This is a genomic window from Bacillus cereus group sp. BfR-BA-01408 (assembly GCF_022663305.1).
In the GTDB taxonomy this organism is placed as follows: Bacteria; Bacillota; Bacilli; order Bacillales; family Bacillaceae_G; genus Bacillus_A; species Bacillus_A pacificus.
In genome coordinates this window covers 43014-58698 of the sequence record NZ_JAKUFF010000006.1, presented here as the reverse complement: position 1 = coordinate 58698, position 15685 = coordinate 43014, and the positions used below count along the sequence as shown (strand labels likewise).

Sequence of the window (15685 nt, the reverse complement as noted above, 5' to 3'; positions counted from 1 at the left end):
TTAGGCTGCTCGTTTTACTTTTTTTATCTTTGTTTCGTATACATACGTATCGAGTTTTAACTTTAATTTAGACGGAATTTGTCCACGATACAATTCTGAAATTGCTTCAATAACAAACTTCTTCTCTGTATATAAATCTTCAATACCACGATACACTTTTTCAGCAAGAGGGATTGCAATCATATTTGCAAGTACTGATCCATACAATGTCGTTAACATCGCAACTGCCATCCCTGTACCAATTTGCGATGTGTCTTGCAAGTTTTGAAGCATAATGATAAGACCAATTAAAGTCCCTATCATACCCCAAGCCGGAGCGAAATCGCCAATTTTATCTAATAATACTGCCCCTTTTCTTAATTCATACACTTCCGTTTCAACATCTTTCATTAACACTTCTTTTAATTCCTCTTCATCGTAACCACTTAACATTAATCGAATTCCTTTTTGAATAAAAGGATTGTCCACCTGCTCTCCATCAACCTCTAAAGAAAGTAAACCGTGTTTTTTAGATTTTTTCGAAAAATCAACAAACAAATCCGTTAACTGTTCTAAATCTTCTTCTTTTCTATGTAAAACAGTAAAAATACTTTTCGTATATTTTTTTATTTCTCCAAATCGATATGCCACAACAATTGTCGCAGTTGTTCCCCCTATGACAATTAAAATAGATGAAACATCTAAAAAGTTTTTAAAAGCTTTTATTCCGCCTCCACCAAGCATAATTGCCGCTATCACTATAGCAAAACCTACTAAAATGCCAAATGGGCTAGAAATGTCAAACTTCCTTTTTCTTCTTTCTGGTCTAGCAAATCCTTGATTTTTGTCTCCCATATTCCTGCCCTTTCCTTTTCATTTTTATAAAACATTTTTTTATTTTAATAATGCGTTTTCACATATAATGCTTATTATACGCTCATCATCTATTTATCGCAATATACTCATAAAATTGACACATTTCATTTCCATATTAGAATTATAGTATGGAAATATGAGGAGGATCACGATGGAACATAACATTTTACAAGTCATTGCACTAGCAGAAAAACTAAAATATGAAATGCGACATAGCTGGCTTTCTAACGGACGTCAAGAAAGCGTTGCTGAACATACGTGGCGCATGTCTCTAATGGCCATTTTAGTTGAACCTTATTTAGATCAGAAAGTAAATATTGAAAAATTACTTAAAATGGTTATTATTCACGATCTAGTCGAAGCAGAAGCTGGTGATATTCCTGCTTTTGATACAATGAATAGTCATGAATTACAATTACTAAAACAAATAAATGAACAAGAAGCAATTTTAAATATTAAACGAACATTAAAAGGTTCTCTCGGCGAGGAATTATATGATTTATGGATGGAGTTTGAAGCGAAAGAAACATACGAAGCAAAAGTTGCTAACGCACTTGATAAGCTTGAGGTAAAAATTCAGCATAACGAAGCTGATATTGATACGTGGTTGCCAATTGAGCATAAAATGACATTCCAAGTAGCAAAGCATACAAACTTTGATTCTTTCCTATCTAAATTACAAAAAATCATTGAGCAAGATGGTGAAAAAAAATTATTAGCTGCCGGCATTGACGTTGAAGCTTGCAAACAATAATGAAATAAGACACTCAGTACGAGTGTCTTATTTCATTATTGTTGATACAGCCTGCTTGTAAATAAGTTGTTGTTTTCCATCAACTAACATTAAAACGGTAAATTTGTCTATTGCAACAACTTCTCCTACTATTCTAACGCCACTCTTTAAAAAAATTGTAACAATACCTTTTTCTTCTTTTATTTGTTTATATAGCTCTTCTTGTAAATGTTCCAAATATATCTCTCTCCTCTTCGTTGAATATCTTAATATAAAAAACTGCAAATTATTTATGTACTTTATCTTTCACATTCATAAACTTATTAATAAGTATATCTAAATCTCGGCTAAATAACAAAACTTTATCATGATCCAATCCATGTCTAGCAACAAGTTGAATTAGCTCTTTCTTTTTAGTTTCTATTTTATTTTGTAGTTGTCCCATCTCCATCTCTTCACTAAAACTCCCTTTTCCCATAATATTACTTGTAAAATTATAGTACAAATCCTCTCATAAAAAAATATAAAAATGGTTTTTTTACAATTTTTATATTTTTTATGAACAAATCGCGAAATATATAATGATTTCTTCACATACCCCTAGCTCCATATACAATCAAAATGACCATACAGGCGTTTGTCTAATTACTCAAGAGACTGGCTCCTTTTCCATACGAAAAACATACTGTATACAGTAGTCCATGAATTATATAGATTAACTTACTCAAAAGGAGGAAAACATATGAGTTATGGTGGAAGTTGCGCTGGTTTCGGCGGTGGATTTGCTTTGCTTATCGTACTATTCATCCTTCTAATCATCATCGGATGTAGCTGTTGGGGTGGCGGCGGATACGGATACTAATATATCTTATCCTTAACAAATGAACGAAAAACTATAAGAAAACAGCTCATATTTGAGCTGTTTTTTTCATACTTTCGTATGAAGTTATGTCCCTCTTTTTTGTGATTTCAACTAATAAAAAAACGTTTACTATGAAATAAGAAATATTTTTACTTAGGAGGATTACAATGATTAAAGGTCTTTACGAAGCACATTTACCTGTCCGTAACTTAGAAGTGTCTATACCTTTTTACGAATCGCTAGGACTAAAATTATATAAAAGAGGAGACGATATTGCTTTCTTTTGGATTAAGGAAAATGAAAGTTGGCTCGGTCTTTGGGAAGGTACAGAATACAAAGTAAATTATCATCCCTCTTTACGACACATCGCCTTTCAAGTAAGCTTACATGATTTAGAACATGCAATACATTGGCTAAACCAAAAAGGCATTTCAGCACGAAAAGATTTTGGAATGGAGCCAATTGAACCAATTGTTTTTCCAGAGTTAGCGCATGCCGCCGTATACTTTAACGATCCTGACGGAAATAGTTTAGAATTGATTGCACAATTACCTGTTGGACTCCCTACAGAGGAGAAAGTGTATTTAAGTGAGTGGAAAAAACAAGTTCAAGCATCATCATTACATAAGGATTAATCTTTTTATGTCAGTTTCTTATTCCGCGCTTCTTAAAACAAATAATAACTTCAAAAAACTATTTTATGGGCAAACATTAAGTGTGCTTGGAGATTGGTTTCATACTGTAGCTTTATTAACGTTCGTCTATAGCATAACGGAATCTCCATTTATGATCGCACTCACCTTTATAAGTAAAGGTTTACCTCAGCTTCTGCTTAGTCCTTTCATAGGCGGAGTTGTAGATCGTTTTTCTAAAAAGAATATTATGATTTTTACCGATATTTTACGAGGCATAATCGTCCTCACTTACTTATTCGCACTATATAAAATTGAGATTATTTTCATTTCTAATATATGTTTATCCGTACTTTCTTGTTTATTTGAGCCGGCTAAACAAGCAACCTTAAAAAACATCGTACATCAAAATCATTTCGTAACTGCTAATTCTCTTTCTAGTACATTGAATGGTTTTATGTCTATTATGGGAGCTTCTTTAGGCGGGATTATCGCACAATCTTTACATATTGAGTTCGCTTTTTTAGTAAATAGCCTTTCCTACTTTGTTTCAGCCTATTTTATTTATAGTATGAGTATCCCTGCTCATATTAATTTTAATAAGAAAAAAGCATTTTTTACTGATATAAAAGATGGTTATACATACATATTACAAACAAAAATCATTTTAACATTAATTCTTGTCGGCATTTCATGGGGCATAATTGGCGGCGCTTATCAGCTACTTCTAACAATCTATGCCGAAAAAATTTTCCACACGAACATTGGGATTTTATATACGGTTCAAGGGGCTGGGCTTATGATAGGAAGCCTTCTCGTTACTCTTTACATATCCAGCAATAAAGAAAAAATGAAAAAAGCATTTGGTTGGGCCTATTTCCTACAAGGCATTTTCTTTCTTGGATTCATTCTATCCGATCAACTTATTTTCGGTATCATTACATTGCTCTGTATGCGCATAGCAGGAGGAATCATCGTTCCACTTGATACGACATTACTTCAAACTTACACGCACGAAAGTATGATTGGTAAAGTTTTTTCCTTTCATTACTCAATTTACGGTTCACTTATACAGTTCTCTATGTTCATTACAGGATGGCTATTAGAAATCCTTTCTCCTCAAATAATTGGTAGTTTTCTAGCTACATGCTGTATATTTGTAAGTTTTATATGGCTTTACCTGTTTTATCGCGGGAAACTTAATGAAGAATCTACTATTACTTAATAGCATGTTTATGTACATGCTATTTTTATTTATGTCGAAAAACAGAGGAAAAAGGCGATTTATTTTTCTTACGTTCTAATTTTTTAGAATGTACAATAAATTTAGATTATAAGAAAGGGGATATTATAATGTTTGAAGATAGGCTTACTATTTCAGCTGAGCAGCAGAAACTTATTTCCAATGCAACACGTATTCAAATTCTTCACCTTTTAAAAGACGAAGCACTCACTGCAAAGCAAGTAGCTACTAAACTAAATAAATCTGCTGGTAGCGTACATTATCACGTTCAAATTTTGTACGATGGAGGGTTACTTGAATTAGTAGACACGAAAGAAAAACGAGGAATTATTGAAAAATATTACAAGGCAAAATCCGCTCATTTCTATATTGAAGAAAGCGGCACAGAAGGAACGAATACAGGCAGTCATATTGTATCTCATTTATTTTTAACTCCAGAGGAATTACAACAGCTTACTTGGGAAGTTACACAAGTTTTATTACGATGGGAAAACAAAACCGCTCGTCAATCAAACTCTGAAGAGGAATACGCTATTTCCTGCAGGCTAAAAAAACAATGAAAGAAAGGGCCATTTGTTCATGAAAAATAAATTATTATTATTGTCGGGAACAGGAATTTCTCGTTTAGGTGATTTTATGTATCTCATCGCCCTAAACGTAATGGTGTTACATAGCACAAACTCCCCTGCTGCTGTAGCAGGATTATGGATTGTCGGTCCAATTGCGACCGTTGTTACAAAAATTTGGTCTGGTAGCATAGTAGATCGATTAAACAAACGGTCCATTATGCTCATCACAGATATAATTCGAGCAATTCTCATTGGCTGCGTTCCACTATTTGATTCTATTTGGGCCATTTATATTTTTATCTTTTTAACTCGTATCGCTACATCATTTTTCGATCCAGCTTCATTTTCTTATAAAACAATGCTTATACCTGCTGAAGAACGCGCTCAATTCAACGCTTGGAGTAGCTTTTGTACAAGCGGGGCTTTTATTATCGGTCCAGCTCTTGCTGGAATACTTCTCACCACGCACTCAGCATCCTTTGTAATTTACTGCAACTCACTTTCCTTTCTACTTTCTACTATTCTCATTTATTTCTTACCTAATATTACGTTACAAACAAAACAAAGCGAAGAAGTTGCAAATACTTTCGTACAAACATTACGAAGTGATTGGAAACAAGTTTTTTCATTCGCTCGAACTGAAACGTACATTATTCTCATATTCGTTTTATTTCAAGCGACTATGCTTGTCGCTATGGCACTTGATTCACAAGAAGTTGTTTTTACAAGACAAGTACTGTTTTTAACCGATATAGAATACAGTATGCTTGTTAGTATAACTGGCGCTGCTTACGTTTCCGGTTCATTTCTTGTCTCTCTTTTTGCCAAACGTTTACCAATTCAATATTGTATCGGATTAGGGACAATTTTCACAGCAATAGGCTATGTAATTTTCGCCTTTTCAAATTCATTTATCGTCGCGGCAGGCGGTTTTATTTTACTTGGCATTTCTTCATCATTTGCTGGTACTGGCTTTTTTACATTTTATCAAAATAACATTCCGGTTCATATGATAGGACGTATCGATAGCGTATTTGATTCCATAAAAAGTTTTATCCAAATCTTTTTCATTTTAGCAATTGGAGCATCCGCACAATTTCTTTCCGTTCAAATGACTGTAATAAGTAGCTCGTTACTCATCCTTTTCCTTTCCTGTTTATTAGCAATCCGAGTAATGACTCCTTCACGTGAAAAATATTTTAAGGCTACAGGATCATCATTGGAATATTAACCGCAACATAACAAGCGGCGATTTGCTAGGTAGTAAGCCCTCACTGATTAAAGTTTTACTTTATGTTAAAATATTAATGAAATTTGATTATGTAGGGGGGCTTTTTTGAATACTATATTCATGTTCATTTGTATTATATTAGTAGCTTCTATTTTACAAACGAGTACCGGTTTTGGCTTTTCTATTATGGCAACACCTTTCTTACTCATGTTATTTCTACCACAAGAAGCTATACAAATAAATATCATTTTATCATTCATTATTTCTATATCACTCATTTGGAAAATAAGAATGGACATTGATTGTATTCTACTGAAAAGATTAATTGTCGGCAGTATAGTTGGTGTTCCTTTTGGTATTTTCATTTTCGTTTCCATTAACATCAATACGTTTAAATTAGCAATTAGCATCTTGCTCTTACTATTAACGTTGATGCTAATCTGTAACTTTAAGATTCAATCAACAAAATCTAGAGATTTCTTAGCGGGAGGATTATCCGGTCTTTTAACGACAAGTATCGGTATGCCGGGACCACCTCTGTTACTGTACTTTACAGGAACTGATACAAAAAAAGAGAAGCTGAGAGCAACTACTTTAGCTTTTTATCTATTTATATATTTCATTAGTCTACTAACGCAAATACTCTTTACTGGCACAAACAAAACAATTTGGGAATCAAGTTTTTACGCTATTCCAATCGTATTTCTAGGTTTGTATATAGGTCAAATTATTTTCAAATGGCTTAATCAACGGATTTTTAAAATATTTACGTACATCCTTTTAAGTTGCACGGGCATGTATCTTCTTATTGAAAGTTTGCATTCGTTATAGAAGTTGCTTTAGTTTGTGTCATAACGGATAAGTTTTCAATATTTTTGAACGTGATAACAATAAAAAGCGGCTATTATGCCGCTTTTTATTTTCAAATTAAATATTTTAAAACTAGAAGCCCACCTATCGCTATTACAAACACATTGAAAAAAATCAGCCAACTTTTTTCAAACTCTTTATATCTCTCTTCTTTCACCCCTCGTTGTTTTAGCTTCTCAATTACCGTTTTCAATTCTTGCTCATGCTCGGTACTTCCTAATTGTATATAGTTATTATCTATAGTAATTCCATATACATTCTTCATTTTTTTATGTCTCGAAACTGCTTGAATTGAACTAATTAGCACATTGTACTCATTTATTTCTTTGAAATAACAATCTAACGATTTAATTCGTAATCTTGTATTTGTTAAAACAATGTAATAATAAAAAGCAGCACCTGCCGTTAATATATTCGGTATAACTTTAGAATTTACAAGACTCCCCTCTTCTACTAATATTTCGCATTCGATTTCTTCTCCTTCTTGTAAATCTTTCCGAACTGATTCTTCCAACATTTGCACCGTTAATTTCTTCAATAATTCTCCGTTTTTCACATAATACTTATCTATATTGATAGTCTCATCCGCTTCTTTCTCTAAACGTGCAATTTCTTCATCTGAATATTGGAGCTCATTTAACATAGATAATAATCTTTTATCCATATTACACACTCCCTTTCCATAGTTTTTGAATTTTTTTCTTCCCACGAGAAATTCGATTGTATATATAATCCGCCGTTACTTTTAATTCTTTTGCAATATCGTCAATGGAATATCCATCAATGTACCTCTTTAAAAAGATATATCGATCCTTCTTGTTTAAATCTTGGACTATTTCCATAATCTCTTCTTCTTGTTCTATTTCATACCTATCATGGACACCTGTATCTATCTCTACGTCTTTATCGACTTTATTCTCTTTATATACTTTCTTTTTATATTCCAATGTCTTTAATTTAGTAATACCAATCATCCAAGATTTGAAGTTTCCCTTTTCCATATCAAATTGTTCGATATGAAACCAAATGACAGTAAATACATCGTTATAACAATCATCCACATATTGTTTCTCCATAGGGCTACTTAATGATTTATGAATAATGTATAAAATTAATTTTCCATATTGATCAATTACTTCTTTCAAAGCATCTTGATCACGTTTTTTCATAGCTGTAATTAAATCCACTTCAGAATCGAAAATCATAAACATCTTCCTTCCTCAATTCCCCTTTAGCAGCTGCCTTTACTTACTATTGGCATTTCATTCTCATTTTCTATCACTTTTGTAAAAATTTTTTAATTTTTATGTATATGATAACAAATAAAATACCTAAGTTCAGAAAGTGATATCTACATTCTGAACTTAGGCATTAGCAATCAAACTATTCACTTAAACTAACGTTTCATCACAAAGCTCTGTTACATTTTTAAAATATTGCAAGTTCTCCTTCGCTGTAGGTCTGCCTTTTTACTCATTTCTTATTAAATCCTTTTTCACTTAAAAACTCTTTCATATGCATTCTTTTTTCTTTAGACATAAACGAACTCATCGATTCCGTCCATGTTGCGTTTTTCTTATTTGATGATCTTTCTTTATAATACGCGCTCATCGTTTCATCGTATTCGTTTAGTAATTCATCATATTTCTTTTCATCATATCCATTTTCATGAAGGATTGCTGCTACTGGTAAGCGTGGTTTTACTCCATGATCTTCATCTGATACACCGACTGTCATTCCGAATACAGGATATACTTTATCTGGTAAATGAAGCAATTCGCTCACTTCTCCCGGATTATTACGAATACCACCAATATAACAAATACCGTATCCTAACGATTCTGCTGCTAACGCCAAGTTTTGCGCAAAGAGTGAAGCATCTACCGTTGCTACGATAAAGTCTTCTACTCCTTCATGCTTTATCTCTGTACCATGTTTTTCACATGCCATTTCAAGTCGTTTTAAATCTGCACAACAAACAAAGAATGCTGCGCAGTCCTTCACATGACGATTTCCGGATAACTCTGCTAGTTTCGCCTTTAAGTCTTGATCGGTTACATATATAACAGAGTAAGCTTGTACAAAATGCGAGGAAGCAGCATGCTGCGCAGCTTGCACCATTCTTTCTACTACATCTTTCGGAATGGATTCTTCTTTATATTTACGAACTGAAACGTGTTGCTCCATTTTATGTATCATCTCATTCATGAAAATCACTCCTTTTTTCTCTTCCTAATGAAAAATTAACATATCTTTTCCAATATTCACAACTTATAAGCACAAAAAGAGCAATTCTTTTTGAATTGCTCCTTTTAAAAGATCTATTAATACGGTAAATGAAATTATATCGACGATTTTTTCAATATATCAACGATTCCTTGCACTATATCGACGATTTTTCAAATATATCGTCGATTCGACAAAGGATATCGACTTACCGACAAATAACGACAAATTAACTCCAAATTATTCCTTATCTTATTGCGCTGTTTTCAACACTTTAACACCTTTTACAATATTCCAAATGAAGTAATAAATCCCTACAAGAATGAACACTGCATATGTGATCATGATCCCAATTCCAGCACCGTCAGATTGATTGAATCCTAAACCGTATATTCCTGATATCGCTACCCCTCCGAATAAAATTGCATACGGGAAAATATGTGACCAAAATGCTTTTTTCGCGTGATATTTCACTTCATCCTCTGCAACGAAGTACACGATAATTGGTAGTAAAAATGGTGCAAAAAAGATACTAAAGTAACATAGTGAAGATAATATATTATTTCCTTTCATCCGATTCACCTCTAAATAGTTTTTGTTATCTTCATTATGTCAGGAATCCATTCTAGAAACTATCGCTTTACCTTTCATTAAGATGACATATTTGTAAGATTCCCCTCAAAAAATCCCGCCTAGAATGCTAGGCGGGACCACGTCCACTATATTCGATTCATAAACCAATATTGCGTAATGGCTAAATATTCACGTATATTCGATGGAATGACAATTCGCTTTGGTGTTTCGGCCGGAAGACCTTCTAATTGTAAACCTTGCTTAGCTGCTATTTTTTTCGCTCTAAACATATGGAAGTCATTTGTTACGATCAGTCCTTTTTTCATATTGTCCGGAATTAAAGGTTTTGAGAATTTAATATTTTCATCTGTACTCGTTGACTTATCTTCCATTATAATGCGGTCTTCTGCAATTTTTAGTTTTATTAATTCATTTTTCATTGCTAATGCTTCTGAAATATCTTCCCCTTTTCCTTTTCCTCCAGACACAATAGCAATTGCTTTCTCATGTGCTTTCAAATACTCAGCTGCTTTATCAATACGATATTGCAATGAGTACGATGGTTTCGTTCCGTTTACTTTCGAGCCTAATACAATGATATAATCAGCTTCATAGGTGGCATTCATTTGCCCATGCTTATAAATGTTATATTGTAAAAATCCCACATAAACGGCGCAAACCATTATCATTCCTATCATATACTTCATTATTTTTTTCTTTCTCATATCTCTATACTCCTATGTTCTTTGCTTCTTTCATGATAATATCCATTTATTTGTTTGTATACAGACAAATTCCAATTCAACCTAATTTATCCTCTAGAAAGTAATATTTATATTTCTTTCGGGAACAGTAAGTACAACTTTGCACGAAGGAGTGTCTCTATTGCTTCTCTTTTTATGTAACGTATCGTTCTTTTTTATCTTATTTTTACTATCACTTAAGATGCTCGGTAAATCAGCTTTAGCACAACTAACTCCTCATGATTTTGGTGCTATTATCTTTTTATCTTATTTAGCTTTTCAGGCCATACCAGTCTCTGGTGCTTTGCAAGCTTTTCTCGGTATGGTCGTTATTACATGTTTGCATTTAATCCTTACAAAATTAAGCCTATTCAACAAACTAAATCGTTTCATTCTCGGACACCCGATTATTTTAATTAAACATGGTGATATTATTTTTGAGAACTTACAAAAAAGTAGGTATCCCATTGCTGAATTACTTTCTAACCTTCGTGTCGCAGGATATCCAAGTGTTCATGAAATTGAATACGCTATTTTAGAAGCGAATGGAGCCATTAGCATTTTACCAAAGCGTGAACTTGTCCCATTAACTCCGAAAGATTTGAACATAGATGTTAAGTATGCTGGATTACCAATTGCCCTTATCGTTGATTCACAAATTCAATACGATAACTTAAAGTTAATTCATAAGGACGAAAAGTGGTTATATAAAGAATTAAAAGAAAAAGGCATCACAAATATTAAAAACGTTGCCTTTGCGTCTGTTCAAGAAACGGATGGATCTTTTGCTATTAGTTTAAAAGAATAAAAAATCCCCTTACTTGCTCAAGGGGATTTTCTTCATCATATTGCTTCTTTCTCGCCTGCCATGTTTAATGGCACAGGATGTTTCATACGATTCATCGTAAATACGATAATCGCTGTCAATACTTCCGCTACTGGCATAACGAGCCAAATTCCGTTTATCCCAAATAATTTCGGCATAATCCATAATAACGGAATAATAAATAGCAGCCCTCGGCTCATTATAATAAGTACTGATTTTGTCGTTTGTCGCACTGATTGGAAGTACTCTCCATACACAATGTTATAGCCTAAAAATACATATTGGATAAAGAACAAGCTCATACCTGTTAATGTTAACTCCAATAACTCTGGAGATTGGACATCAAATAGACCAATAATATATTTCCCGAAGAATAATCCGACAATTATTGCAACGCCTCCAAGTACAACTGCAATTTTCACTGCAAACTGCAATCCTTCACGAAGTCTCTCTGCTAAATTTGCACCATAATGGAAACTAGCAATCGGTTGTAATGCTGCACCTACACCAAAGAATAATAGCAATGTCATTGCATGAATACTATTCACCATCGCATAAGAAGCGACTCCTACTTCTCCTGCATATTGAACGAATGCAATATTAAAACCAATCGTTACAATCGCTACTGTACTTTCTGCTGTAAAGCTCGGGAAACCAATTATCATAATTTGTTTTACTGTATCCCATTCAAAATGGAATTTCGTCCATTTTAAAATACTACTTTTTCTAAAGAAATGCGTTAATAATACAAGGAAACCAATCGCTGCTGAAAGAATAGTTGCTGAAGCAGCTCCTGTTACGCCCCATTTAAAGATGAAAATAAAGATATAGTCAAACACTATATTTAATACAGCTGTTACAACTAAACCTGCCATTGCTAAATTAGGATTTCCATCATTTCGTATAAATGTACTTAAAATATTTTCTAAAACGTATATCATTCCAAATGTTAATAATACGTGTAAATAGTCTAACGCATACGGTAAAATTACTTCATTCGCACCGAATACGTATGCTAAATCTTCTATTCTCCATAAGCAAATGGCCGCTAAAACGCCTACAATAATGACTGCTACCGTCATGGATTGAGTAAAAATAGACCTTGCTCTTTCAATTTTATTTTCACCTAATGCAATGGAATATAACGTTGCCCCGCCCATTCCAATCCATAATGAAATAGAGAAGAAAATTGAAAACGCTGGAATAGCCACGTTTACTCCTGCCAATCCATTTGCTCCAACTCCCCGACTAATCATTACCGCATCAATTACAATATTAACCGACATTAATACCATTCCTAGAACAGCTGGTATTAAATAAGAAATAAATAAACTTTTTATCGGTTTTTCTCTTAATTTTTCTGTTGCTTCCATACTATTATGCTCCTTTTTTTAACTCTCTTTTCTTAGTTTAAACCTTCAAGTAACTTGAAGGTCAATAGAGAATTTAAAAAATAGGTAACTGAATTATCGTATTTAATACCCATTTGTAATGATACGAGTGCCACAGCTTATTGTTTTATTTTTTCATGATAGGAATTTGAATTTCTGTTACTTGCTCCTCTGGATTTTCTGTTACAGACCAATCGATTAATCCAATCTCAATCGCATCTCCACTTACTTCATATCCTTCTTGATCAATGTATGCAAGTAATTCCTTATACGTTGCATCTGTTTCTTCATACGGTCCATGATGATAAGAACAAGCATATAAACCTTCCTTAATCTCATCTGAATTATGCACTTCATACGGCATATAATCCAAAAGAATAAACACGCTACTATACGCTTGAAACTCATTTTGCATGAATCCTTTTTTCGCAACTGTTACACCAATATCTCCAGAAAATAAACTATCATCCATTTGCCTCATATTTTTTTGCAACGAATGGATGTAGTACTCAAACATATCATCCGTCGTATTCGGAGCAACCGCAATGGCTGTTATTTTTCGCCGCGGGATCTCTTTTATTACCATTTGTTTAGCTTTTGCTTTTGTTGCTTCCTTAATCAAATGAATTCTATGCTCCATTTTCGCCAAAGCATACTCAATTTCTCTTTGTTTTTTCAACATCATTTCTTGTTGTTTTTCCAACAAATTGAGTGCGTATGCTGGATTTCTTTCATCAATATATTTCTTAATTTCCTTTAATGGAATATTTAATTGGCGTAAAAACTTAATCGTATCTAATAGTGAAAATTGATCGATTGTGTAATAGCGATAATTTGTTTGTGGGTCCACAATGGACGGATGAAAAATTCCTTTTTCATCATAATAACGTAAAGTAGATTCCGCTATATTATGCATTTTTGCCATTTCTCCAATTGTAAAGCGTTTGTTTAATAACATCTTTTATTCCCTTCCATTTCTATTTATTTCATTATATGTTCATTCTATCTTCAAAACAAAAAAGAATTCCCTTAAGAGAATTCTTTTTATTCATTATTACACCTCTATAATTATAGGAAGAATCATCGGTTTTCTTTTCGTACTCGTATATATATACTTCCCTAAAGCTTCTCTTACTTCTCTTTTCAAAATACCCCAGCTATTCACTTTCTCTTTCTTTACATTATTAATCGTAATAACAGCTAATTTATTTAATTCCTTCAAAAATTCTTCTGAATCACGAACATAGACGAATCCACGAGAAATAATATCAGGACCTGAAATTATTTCTCCATCCACTTTATTAAAAGTAATAACTATAACGAGCATTCCATCTTCTGAAAGTTGTTTTCGATCACGTAATAATGCATTTCCAACATCACCAATTCCTAATCCATCTACATATATATTTCCTGCTTGTATTTTTCTCGATTGAATTGCCACTTGATTACTTATATCTACAACATCTCCATTACGAACGATAAAGATATTTTCTTTTTCAACACCAATTGATTCCGCTAGTAAGCTATGGTGATGTAGCATTCTAAACTCTCCATGAATGGGGATAAAATATTTTGGCTTCATTAATGTGAGCATTAACTTTAATTCTTCTTGATATGCATGGCCAGATACATGGACTCCAGTAGAACTGCCTGATCCGTAAATCACTCTTGCCCCTAATGCAAATAAGTTATCGATAATTCGCGAAACATTACGTTCATTTCCTGGAATAGGAGTCGCAGCTATAATAACTGTATCTTCTGGTAAAACATCTACTTGCCTATAGTTTCCACTAGCTAAACGCGCTAAAGCTGCCATTGGTTCTCCTTGACTTCCTGTACAAAGTATTGCGACCTGCTTTGGATCTACATTATTTACCTCATTTGCTTCAATTAGCATACCATCTGGAATATTTAGATACCCTTTCTCTAGAGCAACTTCTACTACATTTACCATACTTCTCCCGAGCAAAGCCAGTTTTCGATTTGTTTTTATACAAGCTTCAACTATTTGCTGAACACGATTCACATTAGAAGCAAAAGTAGAAATAATCACTTTCCTATTTGCTTTCATAAATATTTCCTCTATCCGTTCCCCTACCGACCTTTCTGATGGGGTAAATCCAGGTCGTTCTGCATTTGTACTTTCAGATAGTAAAGCTAATACACCTTCACTACCTATTTTAGCCATTTTATGAATATCAGGATGTTGATTATTAACTGGTGTTAAATCAAATTTAAAATCACCTGTATGTACTATAGTACCTTCTGGTGTATGAAAAACAATACCGAGGCAATCTGGAATACTATGATTCGTTTTAAAAAAAGTTGTCTTAATAGCACCAAAATCAATTTCTGATTCTGAATGAATCACGATTAATTCTGTATTATCTTGAAGGTTATGCTCCTTTAATTTAATTTCAATTAAACCTAACGTTAACTTCGTAGCATAGATTGGTACGTTTAGTTGTTTTAAAAAATATGGTATTCCGCCAATATGGTCTTCATGTCCATGCGTCACGACTAATCCGCGAATTTTTTCTTTATTTTCTTGTAAGTAGGTGACATCTGGAATGATTAAATCAATTCCTAATAAACTTTCATCTGGAAATTTTGATCCACAATCAATAACGACAATATCATTTTCAAATTGAATAACATACATATTTTTCCCTATTTCATTTACTCCACCTAAAGCAACGATAGACACGTTGTTTTTTAATGACTTCAAACTATAAACCCTCCCTTTCACATTTATAACTCGTGAAATCGTATTTAGGCTTTATTATTTGTAATGAAAAAGGACTTCATACTATTTCATACATATATAAATTCACACGCTACTCTTATATGTATATCCCCAATTACACAGTCTCTCTCTAAAAAAGCCCCCATTTTTTCATTGATTTTTTGTAAAATCTATTATATATTAAT

Annotated in this window: 19 protein-coding genes; 8 read left to right on the top strand and 11 right to left on the bottom strand. The window is 33.1% G+C overall.

The window, feature by feature from the left end:
• On the bottom strand, positions 1-834 hold the full coding sequence (locus MR083_RS05430) for a flagellar motor protein MotP (RefSeq protein WP_000502571.1): 834 nt from the start codon (positions 832-834) through the stop codon (positions 1-3).
• A gap of 172 nt (positions 835-1006) precedes the next feature.
• On the opposite strand from MR083_RS05430, the gene MR083_RS05425 reads away from it, so the two are divergent.
• Positions 1007-1609, top strand: a complete 603-nt coding sequence (locus MR083_RS05425; RefSeq protein WP_242268679.1) for an HD domain-containing protein — start codon at positions 1007-1009, stop codon at positions 1607-1609.
• 27 nt (positions 1610-1636) lie between these two features.
• On the opposite strand, the gene hfq is transcribed toward MR083_RS05425, so the two are convergent.
• Both hfq and MR083_RS05415 read right to left on the bottom strand, forming a co-directional pair.
• Positions 1637-1825 carry an RNA chaperone Hfq gene (hfq, locus tag MR083_RS05420; protein ID WP_000400661.1) on the bottom strand — a complete coding sequence of 63 codons (189 nt, stop codon included), beginning with the start codon at positions 1823-1825 and terminating at the stop codon, positions 1637-1639.
• Between the two features lie 49 nt (positions 1826-1874).
• On the bottom strand, positions 1875-2093 hold the full coding sequence (locus tag MR083_RS05415; protein ID WP_002091864.1) for an aspartyl-phosphate phosphatase Spo0E family protein: 219 nt from the start codon (positions 2091-2093) through the stop codon (positions 1875-1877).
• 237 nt (positions 2094-2330) lie between these two features.
• On the opposite strand from MR083_RS05415, the gene MR083_RS05410 reads away from it, so the two are divergent.
• The 6 genes from MR083_RS05410 (at position 2331) to MR083_RS05385 (ending at position 6956) form a co-directional block, all read left to right on the top strand.
• On the top strand, positions 2331-2450 hold the full coding sequence (locus MR083_RS05410; RefSeq protein WP_000120179.1) for a YjcZ family sporulation protein: 120 nt from the start codon (positions 2331-2333) through the stop codon (positions 2448-2450).
• Positions 2451-2617: 167 nt separating this feature from the next.
• The gene (locus MR083_RS05405) at positions 2618-3085 is read left to right on the top strand and encodes a VOC family protein (protein ID WP_000589699.1); all 468 of its coding nucleotides are present in this window, start codon (positions 2618-2620) and stop codon (positions 3083-3085) included.
• A gap of 7 nt (positions 3086-3092) precedes the next feature.
• A complete protein-coding gene (locus MR083_RS05400) occupies positions 3093-4307 on the top strand; it encodes an MFS transporter (protein WP_242268677.1) in 1215 nt (404 codons plus the stop codon).
• 128 nt (positions 4308-4435) lie between these two features.
• Positions 4436-4885, top strand: a complete 450-nt coding sequence (locus MR083_RS05395; protein ID WP_074615170.1) for an ArsR/SmtB family transcription factor — start codon at positions 4436-4438, stop codon at positions 4883-4885.
• Between the two features lie 19 nt (positions 4886-4904).
• Positions 4905-6125, top strand: a complete 1221-nt coding sequence (locus MR083_RS05390; RefSeq protein WP_000791688.1) for an MFS transporter — start codon at positions 4905-4907, stop codon at positions 6123-6125.
• A gap of 105 nt (positions 6126-6230) precedes the next feature.
• On the top strand, positions 6231-6956 hold the full coding sequence (locus MR083_RS05385; protein WP_001092071.1) for a sulfite exporter TauE/SafE family protein: 726 nt from the start codon (positions 6231-6233) through the stop codon (positions 6954-6956).
• 91 nt (positions 6957-7047) lie between these two features.
• Here the strand turns inward: MR083_RS05385 and MR083_RS05380 are convergent, their stop codons facing one another.
• The 5 genes from MR083_RS05380 to MR083_RS05360 form a co-directional block, all read right to left on the bottom strand.
• Positions 7048-7659, bottom strand: a complete 612-nt coding sequence (locus MR083_RS05380; protein WP_014893162.1) for a flagellar motor switch protein FliG — start codon at positions 7657-7659, stop codon at positions 7048-7050.
• Position 7660: 1 nt separating this feature from the next.
• Positions 7661-8206, bottom strand: coding sequence for a sigma-70 family RNA polymerase sigma factor (locus tag MR083_RS05375; protein ID WP_029141091.1), 546 nt, complete (start codon positions 8204-8206; stop codon positions 7661-7663).
• A gap of 262 nt (positions 8207-8468) precedes the next feature.
• Positions 8469-9203, bottom strand: coding sequence for an oxygen-insensitive NADPH nitroreductase (nfsA, locus tag MR083_RS05370; protein ID WP_001004533.1), 735 nt, complete (start codon positions 9201-9203; stop codon positions 8469-8471).
• Between the two features lie 270 nt (positions 9204-9473).
• The gene (locus tag MR083_RS05365; RefSeq protein WP_000678047.1) at positions 9474-9794 is read right to left on the bottom strand and encodes a magnetosome magnetite crystal formation protein family; all 321 of its coding nucleotides are present in this window, start codon (positions 9792-9794) and stop codon (positions 9474-9476) included.
• A 146-nt stretch (positions 9795-9940) separates the two neighbouring features.
• Complete coding sequence (locus MR083_RS05360) at positions 9941-10519, bottom strand: YdcF family protein (protein ID WP_001227683.1); 579 nt, start codon at positions 10517-10519, stop codon at positions 9941-9943.
• 160 nt (positions 10520-10679) lie between these two features.
• Between MR083_RS05360 and MR083_RS05355 the strand changes: the two genes are divergently transcribed.
• On the top strand, positions 10680-11345 hold the full coding sequence (locus tag MR083_RS05355) for a DUF421 domain-containing protein (protein ID WP_000923931.1): 666 nt from the start codon (positions 10680-10682) through the stop codon (positions 11343-11345).
• Positions 11346-11380: 35 nt separating this feature from the next.
• Here the strand turns inward: MR083_RS05355 and MR083_RS05350 are convergent, their stop codons facing one another.
• The 3 genes from MR083_RS05350 to MR083_RS05340 form a co-directional block, all read right to left on the bottom strand.
• A complete protein-coding gene (locus MR083_RS05350; RefSeq protein WP_000388382.1) occupies positions 11381-12736 on the bottom strand; it encodes an MATE family efflux transporter in 1356 nt (451 codons plus the stop codon).
• A gap of 145 nt (positions 12737-12881) precedes the next feature.
• Positions 12882-13712: a MerR family transcriptional regulator gene (locus MR083_RS05345; protein ID WP_000925926.1), complete on the bottom strand. Its 831-nt coding sequence runs from the start codon at positions 13710-13712 to the stop codon at positions 12882-12884.
• A gap of 96 nt (positions 13713-13808) precedes the next feature.
• Complete coding sequence (locus tag MR083_RS05340; RefSeq protein WP_000838591.1) at positions 13809-15482, bottom strand: ribonuclease J; 1674 nt, start codon at positions 15480-15482, stop codon at positions 13809-13811.
• Between the last annotated feature and the right edge of the window lie 203 nt (positions 15483-15685).